We start from the raw sequence: 15009 nt of genomic DNA, 5'->3' as shown, positions 1-15009 counted from the left end.
CGGCCCACTCCGCGAGGCCGGCGGAGGTGAGCGCGGCGTCCCACGACGCCTCGACGGCGACCGTGTCGGGGTCCCAGTTGCCGCCGCCGTCGCGACAGAAGTCGTGGAACTCGTCGACGTAGCCGTCGTCGTGGACGGCCGCGACGGTCGATTTCTCGGCTGGGGGAGCGTCGACGTACTCGACGCCGTGACGCTTCGCCAGCCCGCGTCGTATCGCGCGGAGTCGGTCGGCCGTCTCGGGGTGTCGCGGCCCGGTGTCGTGGTCGAGACACGTTTCGCTGTAGCCGAATTGCATTATTCGAAGAGGGAGAAGTAGGTCTCGATGTCCTCGGATTGGACCGTCCGCCGGTCGGCGTGGTGGGCGAGTTTGACGGCGGCGCCCGCCACGTTGACGGCGTAGTCCTCGAGGATATCGGCCAGGGCGATTCGAGCGTCCATCGCGACGCGGTAGCGGTCGTCGATTCGGAGGCGGGCGATGCGGTCGATGGGGGCGATCGGGAGGAGGAGTTCGTCGCGGTCGACGACCTGCTGGACGCCGAAGTCCTCGGCCATCAACGTCTTGCGACCGTCCGCCGTCGCCCGATCGGCGGCGTCTATCGCGAGTTCGGCGCCGTGGTCCTGAATCCGGCGGGCGAGCGCCTCGGCGGCGCCGGCGCTCACTCGCAACTCACCTGCGTTCTGCCGGATAATCGCGTCTACCGGGGCGAACGGTAGCTCGACACTCATACCCACATATCGGGTCCGTGCGGCGTATAATCCTTTCCGTCGCGGCCCCTTCTGTATTTTATCGCACGCAGCGCTCCCGATCGGTTGGATTTCGCTCTGAGAGCCCGGAAAAACCGGACGAACGATGAGTCGGGTTCGATAGCCCGACGACGACGGGGCGATGGGCGACTGACCGTCGCTTCGTCGCTTCGGCGCTTCGGCGCTTCGGCGCTTTGCCGCGCTGTCGTTTCGTCGTCGTCGTTACCGCTGTGCGCCGGTGTGGACCTCGACCGTCTCGGCGCTGATGCGGCCGTCGGTCTCCGTGCCGGAGACCGTCACCTCGTCGCCGAGGCCGAGGTCGGCGTCGGTATCGACGGTCTTGGTCTGCGTGCCGTCATCGAGGATGACCGGCGTCCCGGCCTGCACGACCGTCCCGGTGAACTCGACCGACTCGCCGGCGGATTCCGTCGCGGTCGCGTCCGACGAGGACCCGCCGTTCGCGGCGGACGTGCCGTCGGACGACTCGGACGAACCGCCGGACGAACCGTCACCGGAGAACGCGCCGAGGCCTTGGTCGCTCGGCGGACTGGGTGCCGAATCGCCGGCGTCGGTTCCGGCAGCACCCTCGGGAGCCTCGTCCATTACCGTAACGGACGACCGCCAGCCCGCGGAGGCTTCGAGGTCCTCCTGCCAGCCGTCTTTTATCTCCACGTCGGTGATGACGACGTAGTCCGCGAGGTCGACGTCGGCGTCGGCTTTCTCGCCCCAGAGGGCGACCCGGATGTCGCCGGTGCCGTCCTTGACGCGGATGTTGCGGACCTGCCCCTCGGAGCCGTCGTCGCGGTCGAAGGTGCGCTTGCCGTCTGCCTCGATGACGCCGCCGGCGATGTCCACCGTCTGGCCGAGTTCGAGCGACCCGATATCGGTCGTCTCGGGGACGTACTCGATGTCCTCGTCGATGACTTCGACCGCGCCGCGAGAGCCGACGTGGAGTTCGAGCGAGCCGTCGCGCTCGCGGACGTAGCCGTCGACGACCTCGACCGACTGGCCGGTTTCGAGCTCCTCGGCGAGGTCCGCCCGCTCGTCCCAGAGCGTGACGCGGATGCGACCGGTCGGGTCGCCGACCGAGAGGTTCGAGACGCGGCCCTCGGTGCCGTCGTCGCGGTCGAACGTCCGGACGGTTCCGGTGTCGAGAATCTTGCCTTCGAGGTTCACGTCCGAGAGGCCGAGCGCGAGGTCTTCGACGCGGTAGGTGTCGAGCACCTGCACGTCGACCTCGGCGTCGAGGTCCTCTTCGACCTTGCTCGCGCTGACTTCGACGCCGTTGTAGCCGTCTTTCGGGCGACCGCCGATGCGGAGGACGGTCCCGACTTCGAGATTCTCCTTCGCGCCGGCGGCCATCTCGTCCCACAGCGAGACGCGGATGCGGCCGGTCTCGTCGGCGACCTCGATGTTGACGACCCGCCCGTCTTCGTCCTCGCCGTCGCGTTCGAACGTCCGAACTTCGCCGATGCTGACGACCTTGGCGAGGAACTTCACGTCCTCCATGCCGGGTTCGATGTCGGCGATGCCGTGTACCTCCTCGTCGCGCAGCTCGTGGGCGATGAGCATCGCCGCCGTCTCCTCGTCGGCGAGGCCGCCCATCTGTTCGACCTTGTCGTTGACCGCCGCCTCGAACTTCTCGAACTCGACATCGGTGTCGAGGTCGTCGTAGACCTCCCGAATGACGCCCATCAGGCGTCACCTCCCGGAACGAAGCGCGCGCGTCGCGGCAGACCAAACGTCGTACTCATACTATGGACGAACAGGGAAGGGCGGCGCTTAAGCGTTGTTTTCCTCCGGATTGGACCGCCGAACCGACCGCGCGAATCGAGCGACATAGCGGGGGTGGCCGCGGCCTCAGATTTGAACCTTCGGACCGTCAGGCGTCCGTATCGATGCGGGCGACCTCGCGACGACCGTCGGCATCGTTGTGGACGACGACCGCCCGGCCGGGGAGGCCGCTTTCGAACCGGAGCGTCGCCTCGTAGCCGCGAACGACCGGCGATTCGGTGCAGTTCTTCACGTCGGTCCGCTCGACGGCCTCAACGACGAGCGTGGCCGTATCCGACTCCGCGTCGTAGTCGGCCCGCGCGAGTCGGGCGATGGTACACTCGGTCGCTCCCGAGACACAGCCGACGACCGAGAACCCGGTCTCGGTCTCAGTCGCGAGCGCCCCATCGGCCGGACAGGCGTCGGCGCGGACGGGCGTGAGTGACCGACCGACGAGTCGCGGACGGCGAGGTGTCTCTATCGGCGTCGCCGACGCGGTCTCGGTCTCGGTGCTCGCGGTCGGCTGCTCCGCCGCGTTGTCGCCGCTCGCGCACCCCGCGAGCGAGGCGCACAGCCCGGCGGTTCCGAGGAGAAACGCGCGTCGATTCACGCACGGGGATAGGGTCGCCGGCGAAAAAGTCCTTGCGTGCGGTACGCACGGTCGCCGCGGCGGACGGAAACGCGCCGGAGACGGCGTGAGAGACAACCGTCGTTCGCACTAGGTGGTCGATGCGCGTGCCCGGAGTTCGACGCCCGCCTCGTGCCGTGGTCCCGCGGTTCACTGGGAGTTCACATCGTAACCGTCTTAAGTAACCGTCGAGTACCGAAGAATGCAGCAAGACAGTCCTGATAGGGTAGTGGACTATCCTCCTGGCTTGCGGAGCCAGGGACCGGAGTTCAAATCTCCGTCAGGACGTTTCTCTCTGGAACTACACGACGAGCGAAGCGAGGAGTCTGTTCCTCGCTGAAACTCCGTCTCGGAGACTTGAACAGGGAGCGACAGGAGGGAGCGAGTGAGTTCAAATCTCCGTCAGGACGTTTCTCTCTGGAACCGGCCTTCGAGAGCCTTCTGTTCTCTCGGGGCGGTTCACATTCTCTACGGAACCTGAACGGCGAGCGACTTCGCCGCAAACGGGTTCAGCGCTCGTCAGGACTCGACGTGAGCGGCCAGTCCGAGGTCCAGTTCTTCGACCCCATCGAGCACTAAGTCGGCCATGCGGCGCGCCCCGTGCTCGCTGAAATGCGTGTCGTCGGCGATTCCATCGAGATAGTTCGGGTGTTCGCCCGGCTCCAGATGGTTGTAGAGCGCCGTCGACGCTTCGGGGCCGAGTTCCGCTAAGAGTGACCGCGTTCGCTCGTCCATGTCGATAAACAGAACGTCGCGGTCGCGCGCGACGGCTCTGGTCAGGTCGGCGTACTCGCGGTGGGTGTCTTTCGGGACGCCGTCGTCGTCGAAGTGACGGCGCGCGATGGACGTGAGCAACACGGGCGTCGCCCCCTGCTCGCGCGTCTCACCAACGAATTTCCCGAGATTGTCGACGAACCCCTTCTTGGTCGTGTGCTGTTCTTTCGACGGCACCTCGTCGTTGTGGCCGAACTGGACGAACACGTAGTCGGTCTCGGTCAACTGGCGGACGACGGGACGCCAGCGTCCCTCCTCCAGAAACGTTCGGGTGCTACGCCCGTTTTGGGCGTGGTTCGCCACCGTGACGGCGTCGTCGAAACAGTCGGCGAAGGGCATTCCCCACCCGGTTTCGGGGCGCTCGTTCGCCTCCTTATCGGCCATGGTGGAGTCCCCGACGAGGTGGACGGTAATCGACTCGGACGACATTTCGGTAGCGCTCGTCCGGGCGGCGTATAGAGCCACCGGTCGGGTCAATCCACGGGGCGAACGAGCATCCTAACCGTCGCTAACGGGAGCCTACCCATCGGGTACGAACGTAGCGGTTGACGAAAGCGAACGCGGACTCCCGAGCGCTCTCGGCAGTCACAGACCGGGAAAAGCGAGCTTACGCCTCGTCGTAGGGCGGTTCGAGGTCGCGCGACCCGCCGTCGTCCTCACGGCGGCGGACCGACGCGGTCGTGCGCGACCGCTGTGGGCGGGGACGAGGTGCCTCCTCGGACCGGGGCTTCGCGGCCCACGACCCGTGGCAGTCCCGACAGTAGTTGCCTTTGTACGCCCGCGTGAACAGGTACTGCTCACCGCAGCGGATACAAACCGGGGACTGGGTCATCGTACGACACCTCGGACGAGGGTTTCGAGGGCATTCATATGCTATCATACCACATAAGTCCCCGAGCGGCATAAGTATGCAAGGCCTACGGCGGGAGAGCCCGGTCTTCGCGGAATCTTTACTCGTGGACGGCGAACGGTTCGCATGGACGATTCGCTTCGCGCAGGCGTCGCCATCTACAACGCGGGCGCGTATCGGGCGGCCCACGGCGCGTGGGAGGCGAAGTGGCTCGCGCTCGAACGCGGGGGCGACGACGAGCGGTTCCTTCACGGCCTCATCCAGTTCACCGCGGCGGTCCACCACGCCCGCGACGGCAACGACTCGGGCGCGGTCGGTCTCGCCCGGAGCGCCCGAGAGTACCTCGACGGCCTTGCCGACGACTACCGCGGCGTCGACCTCGCCGAGGTGCGGGCGTTCCTCTCACGACTCGAAGCCGACCCCGCCATCGCCGACGACCCGCTCGCGCTCCGACTCGACGGGCGGGTCGTCACGTACGACGACCTCGATTTCGATGCGGTCGTCGTCGCGGCCGAGACGCTCGCGGAAGAACTGAACGGCTACGACGAGTCAGTCGTCGCCGACGCGGTCAAGTACGCCCGCGAGGAGGTCGCCGACGGGGCGCAGACGCAGTTCACGGCGATGGTGTTCGACTTCGTGCGAAACGAGGCACAGCGCGGGCTGGTGTTTCAGCGATTGAGCGAGCACGTCCGCCGGCGGCGACGGCGCGAAGACGACGTGAGCGACCTGTTCGAGTGAGAAACGATGGTGGGCGCTTTGAACTCCTCAACAGGCGACAATTTGACTCTGTGCGGTCGATACAGGACGGAGGCGAATCGGTTGCCATGGGATTTCTCGGCGCGAGCGTGCGGGGATAAACAACGGGACGCTAACAGCGGACTCACCCAATGGGAGGTTCAGAAATATGCCTCTTTGATGACGGAGAGTAGCCAGACTATCGGGGCGAGGGCAAGGAGCAAGCCGACGATACCAATCAGATAGTTCCCTTCGACGAGTCCCCGCGCCCATCCTCTCCCGAGGTGAAACATGAACAGGGTGAGGACGAGTAACACCACGTTGCGGAGCGAAAAGCCCGAACCCTCCGCACTAGAACCAGGCGCGGACATATCGTACTCGTTCTTGTCGAATTTGTATAAGTATTCTCCCGTCACGTTCGTACGCCTCCTGACCGGCTGTTTCACACGACTCCCATCTGAAAATCGGCGTTCAACGGGGCCGAAAATCGAGGTGCCGACGCCGCAATCAGGCCTCGTCCAGCGGTTCGCCCTCGAAGGTGAACTCGGCGGAGTTGTCCTGCGGGTCGTAGCCGAGTACCGCGCGAGCCCGGTCGATAGAGTAGTACTTGCGGTCGTTGTCGGAGATACCGTAGACGATTTCGTAGTCGTAGTCGGCTTCGATACAGCATTCGAAGAGGTGCGCGCAGTCGCGGTACGACAGCCACATAGCCTGCCCGCGCTCGTACTCCTTCGGCGGGTGGTGCTGGGTGAGGTTACCGATGCGGACGTTCACGACCGAGATGTCGTGGTGGTCGTGGTAGTACCGGCCGAGCGTCTCGCCGGCGGCCTTGCTCACGCCGTAGAGGTTACTCGGGCGCGGCAGTTCCGTCCCGTCGAGTCGGAACTCGTGGTGCGGACGGTACATGTCCGGGGTCCGATCCATCGTCTCGTACGCGCCGACAGCGTGGTTCGAGGAGGCGAACGCGAACTTCTCAACGCCCGCATCGACGGCGGCGTCGAACATCTGTTGGGTGCCGTCGATGTTGTTCCGCAGGACGCTGTCCCACGGCGCTTCTGGACGCGGGTCGCCCGCGAGGTGGATGACGGCCTCGACGCCGTCCATGGCGTTTCGCACGGCGGTCTCGTCGGTGACGTCGGCGACGTACACGTCCGTGGGGTCGACCGAGTCGGGTATCTTCTCGTCGGAGAGTGGCTCGCGGTCCAGCAGCCGCCAGTCGTAGGCGTCGCCGATGTGCCCTAGTATCGCCTGGCCGACGCGCCCGCCAGCCCCCGTCAGCAAAACCGGCTGGTCCATTCGGTGTAAGTTCTAACAAGAGAGGCTAAGTAAGGACCGGTTCGCGCTCGCGCGACCCCTCAAACCGCCGAACTTTACCCGAGGGCGACGGAGTTCCGGGTATGGTCACAGACCCGCAGACGGCCTGCTTCGAGGCGGGCATCAAGTTCGGGACGCTCTACCACCAGTTCGCCGGCACGCCGGTCTCGCCCGACAGCGCCCGGAGCCTCGAACGGGCCATGGCCGAGGCCATCGAGAACCAACCGTACTGCGAGTCGGTCTCCGTGCGCATCCTCGACGACGCGCTGGACGCCGAACTCGCCGAGTCGACCGCCGACTACACGGAACTCACGGGGCGGTTCATGGAAGTCGAGATGGAAATCGACTACGAGGGCGTGCGCGTCAGGACGCGCATGGAGATGGAAGACGGCTACCCGCTGATGAAGCTCGTGTCGGTCGAATGACTCGGCCGCGAAGCGCCGCCCGCGGCCTCGTCGTTCGCGACGGCGAACTCCTGACGATTCGGTACCGCACCGACGGCGAGGACTGGTACGTCGCGCCCGGCGGCGGCCAGCAGCGCGGTGAGTTGCTCACGGAGACGGTCCGCCGGGAGGTGTACGAGGAGACCGGATACGAGGTCACCGTCGGGTCGCTCGCGTACGTCAGGGAGTTCGTGCCATCGACACACTACGAAAGCAGCGGCGACGACGACCATCAAGTGGACCACTTCTTCTGGTGCGAGCGGGTGAGCGACGAGCCGGACGAACCGACAGCGCGGGATTCCGTTCAGGCGGGCGTGCGCTGGCTCCCGCTCGACGAACTCGACGATGTGCGGTTCTTCCCCGGCCCGCTCGGCGACCAACTTCGGGACGGCGACCCCAACGAGATGGGCGACGGACACGACGCGGTCTACCTCGGCAACGTGGACTGAGAATCCGCCCGCGACGACCGCGGAGTCGTTCGATTTCACTTTCACTTTCGGGGTCGTTTTTAAACCCCCGCGCGCCGAACGTGTGAGCATGAGTCAAAGCACGCTCGGCGACGACGACCTGTTCGGAGAGGCGGCGGCGGAGATGCGCGCCGACGTCGAGGAACACCTCGACGAGGCTCGGTCGGCGCTGCCCGACCCGGACGACGTGTGGGACGCGGAGGCCGACAACGTCCTCGGCGTCCTCAACGGACTCCGCTCCTCGCTCGACGTCGAGGGCGCGGCCGAGCACGTCCGACAGGCCAAGAAGTGGTACGTCATCGGCCAGCGCGCCGAGGCGTTCGACGACCCCGAGGACCTCGAAGCGGCAATCGAGGAGCTCCAAGAGCTTATCGAGATGGTCGAGGAGGCCCACGAACTCGTCGGGGAACTCACCAACACGATGCCGCAACTCCGCGGCGCGCTCACCGACGCCGCGGAGGCGGCAGAAGCGGCCGGCGCGGACGACGACGAAGACGAAGACGAAGAGGAGTAACCTGCAGACCGCCTGACCGCCGATCCGCGGACCGTTCAGTCGAGTTGCCGGCGCTCGACCGCGTCGAGGAGCGACGCGAGCGAGTCGGCCGCGAGCGATTCCAGTTCCGCGCCGCGTTCGGCGTCACCCTCGGCGGGGTCGCCGACGACGCCGTTGTCGGTGAACTCGTCGGAGTCGTGGGCGAGGTTGACACCCGAGACCCACTCGCCCCAGCGGTCGGACCCCCCATCGCGGGCCTCGTCGATTCGGTCCTCGCGGACCAGTTCGGGGTGTGTGTGGCGGAGGAGCGCTGTTTCTAACGGGCCGCCGTGGCCCATGTCCGAGGAGTGGTCGCCGACGGCGTCGAACCACGTGAACGCGACCGCGTAGACGTCGCCCGTCCGCGAGACGCGCCGGCAGAGCTCCGCGAGCGCGTCGATGTTACCGCCGTGGCCGTTGACGACGACGACGCGGTCGAAGCCGTGGTGGGCGAGCGATTCGACGGTCTCGCGGACGTACGCGCGGAAGGTGTCCGGCGAGACCCAGAGCGTGCCGTCGAAGGCGCGGTGTTCCTCGGCGACGCCGACCGGGATCGTCGGGCCGACGACGACCTCGCCGTCGAACGCGTCGGCACCGGCCTCGGCGACCGATTCGGCGTTGAGCGCGTCGGTTCCGAGCGGCGCGTGCGGGCCGTGCTGTTCCGTGCTTCCGACTGGAAGGAGCGCAAGGTCGGCGTCGAGGTCAGCGACCTCGGTCCAAGTGGCTTCGGAGAGTCGCATGCCGAAAGAAGTGTCGCCCCCCTCCTTAGTGGTACGCGAAGCCTCAGTCGTCGCCGGCGTCGACCTCGGCCTGCCGGCGGGCGGCGCGCTCGACGAACTCGTCGGGGAGTTGGTCGATTTCGCCGGCCTGAACCCCCCAGAGGTGGGCGTAGAGGCCGTCTTCCGCGAGGAGGTTGTCGTGGGTGCCGCGCTCGACGATGCGGCCGTCTTCGAGGACGAGAATCTGTTCTGCGTCCTTGATGGTCGACAGGCGGTGGGCGATGCTGAACGTCGTCCGGTCGGCCGTGAGTTCGTCCAGCGAGCGCTGGATGAGCATCTCCGTCTCGGTGTCCACGTCCGAAGTCGCCTCGTCGAGGACGAGGATGTCCGGGTCTTTCAGGATGGCGCGGGCGATGGAGACGCGCTGGCGCTGGCCGCCCGAGAGCTTCACGCCGCGCTCGCCGACCTTGGTGTCGTAGCCGTCGGGGAGGTTCGAGATGAACTCGTGGGCCTCGGCGGCCTTGGCGGCCGCGACGACCGCCTCGTTGTCGGCGTCGAATGTCCCGTAGGTGATGTTGTCTCGGACGGTCCCGTAGAACAGGAACGTCTCCTGGCTGACGTAGGCGATGGACTCGCGGAGGCTGGAGATGGTCACGTCGCGCACGTCTTGGCCGTCAATGCTGACGCTCCCTTCGTCGGGGTCGTACATGCGCATCAGGAGCTTGAGAATCGTCGATTTCCCCGCGCCCGTAGGCCCGACGAGCGCGAGCGTCTCGCCGCCGTCGACCTCGAAGGAGATGTCCTCGACGATGGTCTCGCCGTCGCCGTAGCCGAAGGTCACGTCGTCGTACTCGACGCGGCCCTCGGAGACGGCAAGGTCGGGCGCGTCGGGCTGTTCGGCCAACCGTGCGGGCTCGTCCATCAGGCCGAAGATGCGGGCGCTGGAGGCGTGGGCGCGCTGGTACATGTTGATGATCTGCCCGAACTGGGCGAGCGGCCAGACGAACTGCTGGGTGAGTAGGATGAACGTGACGAACTCGCCGACCGCGAGGTCACCGGTGAAGGGGCCGGGCCCCTGCCCGTTGATGACCCACAGGCCGCCGACGACGAAGGTGAGCGTGAAGCCGATGCCCGCGAGGATGCGGAGCGCTGGGAAGAACTTGATGCGGGTGTTGATGGCGTCCCAGTTGGCGTCGAAGTAGTCCATCGAGACGCCGTCGACGCGGTCCGATTCGTGAGGTTCGGCGTTGAACGTCTTGATGACCTGGATGCCGCCGAGGTTGTTCTCCAGTCGGGAGTTGAGTTTGCCGACCGACGACCGCACGTCGGCGTACTTCGGCTGGATGATATCGACGAACTTCCACGTGAACAGCGCGATGAGCGGGACCGGCAACAGGGCGACGAGCGCGAGCTGCCAGTTGTACGACATGAGGACCACCGCGATGGCGACGACCATCACGGAGAGGCGGAAAAACGAGTTCATCCCGTCGTTGAGGAACCGTTCGAGGCGGTTCACGTCGTTCGAGAGGATGGACATCATCTCGCCGGTCTGCTTGTCGGCGAAGAAGTCCATGTTGAGCAGTTGCATCCGGTCGTAGGTGTCGGTCCGGACGTCGTGTTGAATCTGCTGGGCGTAGGCGTTCCAGCCCCAGTTTCGGAGCCAGTGAAACAGCGCGCCGGCGGTGAAACTGAACACGATGATGCCGACGGCGAAGAAGAACTGCCCGTCTCTGGTCGCGGGGACGTACGGCGCTATCCACGCCTCGGGGAGGACGGGGAAGCCGGCCGCGAACGACTTGTCCTGCCGGATGATGGCGTCGATGGCGAGGCCGAGGATGACCGGCGGCATGAGGTCGAGCACGCGGGCGGCGACGCTCGCGAGGACGCCGACCGCGAACTCGAAGGTGTTCTCGCGGCCGTACTCGGCGAACAGCCGCCGCATCGGGTTATCGACCCGCGCTCGTTGGTCCTCGAACGGGTCGTCTTCGGTATCGGGGGGCACGACAACGGTTCAGGGGGCGCTCGCAGTAAAGTACTCGGGTGGGGGAGGGGGCAGCCGGTAGATTAACACCGGGCGTTCCGGACCGTGTTCCCGGTCGAACCGCCGGATTCGACGACCGGCTGTTGGCTGACGCCGCAGAGGTCGTTCTGGATGAGTCGATTGCGGTGAGAGTCCTCCAAGGTGACGCCGTGGGCCAAGAGGCCGGTTGTCACGACGTTCCTGTGAATCGCGTTACGGTCGCTTCCGACGAGTTCAAACCCGGCGATAATGATATCGACCTCGTTCTCGACGAAGCGGTTTCGGTGGCTGTCGCGGAGGTTGAACCCGGGACCCTCTCCGTCGACGAGGTTCCGTTGGAAGCTGTTTTGGGTACTCCCGTACAGCAAGACCTGGATGGTGTCGGTTCTGAACTCGCAGTCGACGAACTCGTTTCGGTGCGAGTCCGCGAGCGTGAGCACGACGGGACTGATGAGCGTACACGACTCGAACCGGGTTCGTTCAACCCGGTCGAGAATCACACCCTCGACGCTCGGCGTGAAGAAACTCGTGTTCGTCACCGCACAGCGCGAGGAGTCCGCGACAACGAACTGTGGCCTCCAATCGTCCGGATGGCCGACGACGCGCGAGTCCGCTATCGACACCCGGCTCGAATCAGTAATTCGGCCGCCCTTCGTCAGCACGATGTCGGCTATCGAGACCCGACTGCCCGAAATCGTCGTCTCGCCGACGACTGCGTACCCCCGACCGTCGATGCGGACGTCGTCGGCGAGGACCTCCAGACAGTCGAGGTTGCCGTCGAGGACGTAGTTCCCCGGTTCGGTGACGCTCGCGCATCCTGAAAGCACCTCCTCGTCGGTTCTCAGTTGCAACACGCCCGGCGTGAGCGCCGGAAGCGCGGCGAGGCCCAGTCCGCGAAGCGTCTCTCTCCTCGTGAGTCGAGTCGACATGACACCTCCTCAACTACAACACGTCGGCACAAATACAGATATTGTGAGTTACGTACCATCTACATATCAGAATCTGTGACGTACTGTAACTCCGACTGGCGGGGCTGAGTCGGGCGCGTCCCCGACGCTCAGACGACTCGGTCTTCGACGTCGGGGTCGATGCCGGCCTCGACGAGGTCCTGTCGGACCCGCTCGCGAAGCGGGTCCGGGACCGTGTCGCGGCCGACGGGAACCGCGACTTCGCCGTCGCCTTTCACCTTCCAGTAGAGGACGCAGTCCGACGGCTCGTAGTACTCGATACTGTAGGCGTCGTCCGCCCCGCGATAGTGGACGCGCGCCGCGAACTCCTCGGCGCGCCAGCCTTCGAGTTCGGAGAGCGCCGCGACGTGTGCTGTCATAGTGGGGTCAACGGTCGCCGGCCCCTCGGGCGTTTCGCTTCTACTCGATTTCGACCCGGTCTCCCGCGTCGATACCGGTCTCGTTCGTGTACCCGTACGGGAGTTCGAGGACGTACTTCCCGGTTCCGCGGTAGCGGGTGAGGTCGGACTCGCTCGTTCCCTCGGGGTCGAGTTCGGCGTGGTGGATGCGCGTGATGGTGCCGTTTTCGGCGACGAAGACGATGTCCAGCGGGAAGTCCATGTCGCGCATCACGTAGGCGTAGGTGCCCGGCGAGTCGTGGACGAACCACATCCCCTCGTTTTCGGCGAGCGATTCGGTATCGCTCAGGCCGGTGAAGCGCTTGGCACGGGTGTCGGCGACGCGGGCGTTGACCGTCGCCAGCGTCTCGCCGGTCTCGTCGTCGACGACGGTGAGCGTGGTCCGTTCGTAGTCGTCGGTCGAGCCGGGGACGACCGCGGGGTTGGAGAGGTACGCGACGCTCGCGACCGCGACGACGACGGCGACGACGAGCAGCGCGGTTCGCGCGCGAGAGGTCATTGCCGGACGTGACGGTCGCCGCGGGTCTAAGGGTTCCGGGGACCGGTCGAAACGAAAACCGTTATGAGCGCGAACCGGTTCGATTGAGATGCAGGGCTCGTGGTCTAGTTGGTTATGACGCGGCCTTTACAAGGCTGAGGTCGGTGGTTCGAATCCGCCCGAGCCCACTTCTGACGACACAACACGACGGGCGTAGCGAGTCTCGGTCCGGTTCGAATCCGCCCGACTCACACGCTCCGTTGCATCACGAACAGCGACATCGGGACGCTGGCGGCGACGAGACCGAACGCGCCGCCGACGATCGGTTCGACACCCAGCGACGGGCCGAGGAGGTAGCCACCGACGAACCCGAGCGGGTCGAAAACTAACGCGAGGATGACGAGCTGTGCCGCGAAGGACTTCGACGTGAACCAGCGGGGGAGTAGTGACACGGTCGTCAAAACATGTCTTCCACCTGCTATTTAGTTCCGTGTGGTCGCCGCCGAGCCACGAGGACGCGAACCCTTTTAGCCCGAGACGCACCCACCACCGAGTAGTGAACCCCGTCACGCGACTCCGCGAGAACCCTCGGCGGGCGGCTATCGCGGTCGGGTACGCGTTCGTTGTCCTCGTGGCGTCGGTCGTGCCGACGCCGCCGGGGAGCCTCACACCGATGGGTCCGCTCGGCCTCGTCGGCCTCGACAAGTGGGTCCACGCGGTCGGGTACGCCGGCCTCGGATTCACCGTCGGGGCCGCGGTGCGCGCCAGGGGACGCAAAGAAGTCGTTAGAGCCGTCGTCGTCGTCGCCGCGTTCGGGACGGGAATCGAACTCGTGCAGGCGGTGCTGCCGTACCGGTCGTTCGGCGTCGCCGATGTGGGGGCGAACCTTCTCGGTGCGGTCGTGGGCGGGGCGCTCTGGGTCGCAGTCGCGTGGGTCGCGGAGCCCCGGAGGTAGGGTTATCTCACCCCCTCACGAAGGGCGAACGAACGGTGAAGGCAATGGGCACGAGACGACTCATCCGGGCACTCGGTCTCGCGGGAATCGGCGTCGTCGGGACGTACCTCCTCGCGGTTCGACCGTGGCACAGGCGCTGGGGGACCACCGACGACGAGGCGACGGGCTGGCTCCCCGGCGACGACTTCGTCGGCGACGCGGACGTTACCTCGACGCGGGCGATTACGATTGCGGCCCCCGCGCGGGCGGTCTGGCCGTGGGTCGTCCAGTTGGGACAGGACCGCGGCGGCTTCTACAGCTACGAGCGACTAGAGAATCTGTTCGGGTTACAGATTCACAACGCGGATCAAATCCTACCACAGCACCAGCGGCTCGACGTTGGCGACGAGATACGACTCGGCCCGCCGGGCTCGGGCGCGCCGTCGTTCCGCGTCGCCTTGGTCGAACCCGAGCGGACTCTCGTGTTGAGTGCGCCGGGCTGGGAGACCGGCGAGAGCCCGGCGGTGTGGACGTTCGCGTTGCACGAGGTTGCACCCGGCGCGACGCGGTTAATCATCAGATACCGCGGCCGGTCGGAGACGCTCCGCAGGCGCGCGGTGAATCGGATGGTCGTCGAGCCGGTCCAGTTCGCCATGGAACGGAAGATGCTCAAGGGGATTCGGTCGCGGGCGGAGCGGGCGCGGGCGAGCGCGACGGGCGGCCGGCACCGCTGACCCAGCGCCGACGGGCGATTCGAAAGTCTTTTTGATGCGGTCCGGCTTCGGAAGAGTGCGAGCCGCCTTAGCTCAGACTGGGAGAGCACTCGACTGAAGATCGAGCTGTCCCCGGTTCAAATCCGGGAGGCGGCATTTTCCTGCGAACTATCGAGGGAGCGTAGCGACCGAGTCGTGAGCAGTGAAAATGCGACCCGACCGGATTCTGAACCAGCGAGCAAATCTTCGATTTGCGAGTGAGGTTCAAACCCGGGAGGTGGGGGCCGAAATAGAACGTCGGGACCGAGAATCACCTCCGAAAAACGACGACCGAATTCTCAACGACGCAATACGAACGACGCGGAATCCAAGCGACTCAGTCCCGGAGAGCCGAATTCATCGCACCGCAGGAACCCGAGGCGTGCTTCAGAAGACTTATCCGCGTGAGGTCGCTGGATTCAAAGGCAATGGCGAAAGGTAAGGTCGACTTCTTCAACGACACTGGCGGCTACGGTTTCA

Annotated in this window: 19 protein-coding genes, 3 tRNA genes and 1 pseudogene; 9 read left to right on the top strand and 14 right to left on the bottom strand. The window is 65.8% G+C overall.

Going from position 1 to position 15009, the window contains the following annotated elements; all coding sequences use genetic code 11:
- From NKF06_RS15835 to NKF06_RS15820, 4 genes and pseudogenes are all read right to left on the bottom strand, one after another.
- Positions 1 to 295: pseudogene (locus NKF06_RS15835) on the bottom strand (histone deacetylase); the annotation flags it as partial.
- Positions 295 to 726 carry a histone gene (locus tag NKF06_RS15830; RefSeq protein WP_058826608.1) on the bottom strand — a complete coding sequence of 144 codons (432 nt, stop codon included), beginning with the start codon at positions 724 to 726 and terminating at the stop codon, positions 295 to 297. The pseudogene NKF06_RS15835 and the gene NKF06_RS15830, both read right to left, overlap by 1 nt.
- A gap of 240 nt (positions 727 to 966) precedes the next feature.
- Positions 967 to 2439: a single-stranded DNA binding protein gene (locus NKF06_RS15825; RefSeq protein ID WP_253245950.1), complete on the bottom strand. Its 1473-nt coding sequence runs from the start codon at positions 2437 to 2439 to the stop codon at positions 967 to 969.
- 187 nt (positions 2440 to 2626) lie between these two features.
- Complete coding sequence (locus NKF06_RS15820; protein ID WP_253245949.1) at positions 2627 to 3127, bottom strand: hypothetical protein; 501 nt, start codon at positions 3125 to 3127, stop codon at positions 2627 to 2629.
- Positions 3128 to 3360: 233 nt separating this feature from the next.
- Between NKF06_RS15820 and NKF06_RS15815 the strand changes: the two genes are divergently transcribed.
- Positions 3361 to 3433, top strand: a tRNA-Arg gene (locus NKF06_RS15815).
- 231 nt (positions 3434 to 3664) lie between these two features.
- Here NKF06_RS15815 and NKF06_RS15810 read toward each other — a convergent pair.
- Both NKF06_RS15810 and NKF06_RS15805 read right to left on the bottom strand, forming a co-directional pair.
- Positions 3665 to 4348, bottom strand: a complete 684-nt coding sequence (locus NKF06_RS15810; protein ID WP_253245948.1) for a rhamnogalacturonan acetylesterase — start codon at positions 4346 to 4348, stop codon at positions 3665 to 3667.
- 178 nt (positions 4349 to 4526) lie between these two features.
- Complete coding sequence (locus tag NKF06_RS15805; protein ID WP_253245947.1) at positions 4527 to 4751, bottom strand: hypothetical protein; 225 nt, start codon at positions 4749 to 4751, stop codon at positions 4527 to 4529.
- Between the two features lie 144 nt (positions 4752 to 4895).
- Between NKF06_RS15805 and NKF06_RS15800 the strand changes: the two genes are divergently transcribed.
- The gene (locus tag NKF06_RS15800) at positions 4896 to 5507 is read left to right on the top strand and encodes a DUF309 domain-containing protein (RefSeq protein WP_253245946.1); all 612 of its coding nucleotides are present in this window, start codon (positions 4896 to 4898) and stop codon (positions 5505 to 5507) included.
- Positions 5508 to 5665: 158 nt separating this feature from the next.
- On the opposite strand, the gene NKF06_RS15795 is transcribed toward NKF06_RS15800, so the two are convergent.
- A complete protein-coding gene (locus tag NKF06_RS15795) occupies positions 5666 to 5875 on the bottom strand; it encodes a hypothetical protein (RefSeq protein ID WP_058826889.1) in 210 nt (69 codons plus the stop codon).
- Between the two features lie 136 nt (positions 5876 to 6011).
- On the bottom strand, positions 6012 to 6800 hold the full coding sequence (gene azf / locus NKF06_RS15790) for an NAD-dependent glucose-6-phosphate dehydrogenase (RefSeq protein WP_058826613.1): 789 nt from the start codon (positions 6798 to 6800) through the stop codon (positions 6012 to 6014).
- A 101-nt stretch (positions 6801 to 6901) separates the two neighbouring features.
- Here azf and NKF06_RS15785 point away from each other — a divergent pair, with 101 nt between their 5' ends.
- The 3 genes from NKF06_RS15785 (at position 6902) to NKF06_RS15775 (ending at position 8242) form a co-directional block, all read left to right on the top strand.
- The gene (locus NKF06_RS15785) at positions 6902 to 7243 is read left to right on the top strand and encodes a dihydroneopterin aldolase family protein (RefSeq protein WP_004973327.1); all 342 of its coding nucleotides are present in this window, start codon (positions 6902 to 6904) and stop codon (positions 7241 to 7243) included.
- Entirely contained in the window at positions 7240 to 7710 is a 471-nt protein-coding gene (locus tag NKF06_RS15780) for an NUDIX domain-containing protein (RefSeq protein ID WP_253245945.1), read from the top strand. The genes NKF06_RS15785 and NKF06_RS15780 overlap by 4 nt, the downstream gene beginning before the upstream one ends.
- Positions 7711 to 7798: 88 nt before the next feature.
- Complete coding sequence (locus tag NKF06_RS15775) at positions 7799 to 8242, top strand: DUF5790 family protein (RefSeq protein ID WP_253245944.1); 444 nt, start codon at positions 7799 to 7801, stop codon at positions 8240 to 8242.
- Positions 8243 to 8277: 35 nt separating this feature from the next.
- On the opposite strand, the gene NKF06_RS15770 is transcribed toward NKF06_RS15775, so the two are convergent.
- The 5 genes from NKF06_RS15770 to NKF06_RS15750 form a co-directional block, all read right to left on the bottom strand.
- Positions 8278 to 9000 carry a creatininase family protein gene (locus NKF06_RS15770; protein ID WP_253245943.1) on the bottom strand — a complete coding sequence of 241 codons (723 nt, stop codon included), beginning with the start codon at positions 8998 to 9000 and terminating at the stop codon, positions 8278 to 8280.
- A gap of 43 nt (positions 9001 to 9043) precedes the next feature.
- The gene (locus NKF06_RS15765) at positions 9044 to 10981 is read right to left on the bottom strand and encodes an ABC transporter ATP-binding protein (RefSeq protein ID WP_253245942.1); all 1938 of its coding nucleotides are present in this window, start codon (positions 10979 to 10981) and stop codon (positions 9044 to 9046) included.
- Positions 10982 to 11043: 62 nt separating this feature from the next.
- Positions 11044 to 11928, bottom strand: coding sequence for a NosD domain-containing protein (locus tag NKF06_RS15760; protein WP_253245941.1), 885 nt, complete (start codon positions 11926 to 11928; stop codon positions 11044 to 11046).
- Positions 11929 to 12056: 128 nt separating this feature from the next.
- Complete coding sequence (locus NKF06_RS15755) at positions 12057 to 12326, bottom strand: hypothetical protein (RefSeq protein ID WP_058568645.1); 270 nt, start codon at positions 12324 to 12326, stop codon at positions 12057 to 12059.
- A 40-nt stretch (positions 12327 to 12366) separates the two neighbouring features.
- Complete coding sequence (locus tag NKF06_RS15750; RefSeq protein ID WP_253245940.1) at positions 12367 to 12864, bottom strand: DUF192 domain-containing protein; 498 nt, start codon at positions 12862 to 12864, stop codon at positions 12367 to 12369.
- 93 nt (positions 12865 to 12957) lie between these two features.
- On the opposite strand from NKF06_RS15750, the gene NKF06_RS15745 reads away from it, so the two are divergent.
- A tRNA-Val gene (locus NKF06_RS15745) sits at positions 12958 to 13031 on the top strand.
- A 60-nt stretch (positions 13032 to 13091) separates the two neighbouring features.
- Here NKF06_RS15745 and NKF06_RS15740 read toward each other — a convergent pair.
- The gene (locus tag NKF06_RS15740) at positions 13092 to 13295 is read right to left on the bottom strand and encodes a hypothetical protein (protein WP_253245939.1); all 204 of its coding nucleotides are present in this window, start codon (positions 13293 to 13295) and stop codon (positions 13092 to 13094) included.
- 104 nt (positions 13296 to 13399) lie between these two features.
- On the opposite strand from NKF06_RS15740, the gene NKF06_RS15735 reads away from it, so the two are divergent.
- The 3 genes from NKF06_RS15735 to NKF06_RS15725 all read left to right on the top strand — a co-directional run bounded on the left by NKF06_RS15735 (position 13400) and on the right by NKF06_RS15725 (position 14646).
- Positions 13400 to 13798, top strand: coding sequence for a VanZ family protein (locus tag NKF06_RS15735; RefSeq protein WP_253245938.1), 399 nt, complete (start codon positions 13400 to 13402; stop codon positions 13796 to 13798).
- Between the two features lie 44 nt (positions 13799 to 13842).
- Positions 13843 to 14511, top strand: coding sequence for a hypothetical protein (locus tag NKF06_RS15730; protein ID WP_253245937.1), 669 nt, complete (start codon positions 13843 to 13845; stop codon positions 14509 to 14511).
- A 61-nt stretch (positions 14512 to 14572) separates the two neighbouring features.
- A tRNA-Phe gene (locus tag NKF06_RS15725) sits at positions 14573 to 14646 on the top strand.
- Positions 14647 to 15009: the final 363 nt, after the last annotated feature.

Origin of the sequence: Haloferax sp. AB510 (genome assembly GCF_024136985.1) — an archaeon.
Taxonomy (GTDB): Archaea; Halobacteriota; Halobacteria; order Halobacteriales; family Haloferacaceae; genus Haloferax.
Note: the sequence above shows the minus strand (reverse complement) of the source record. Positions and strands in the feature narration are given on the sequence as shown.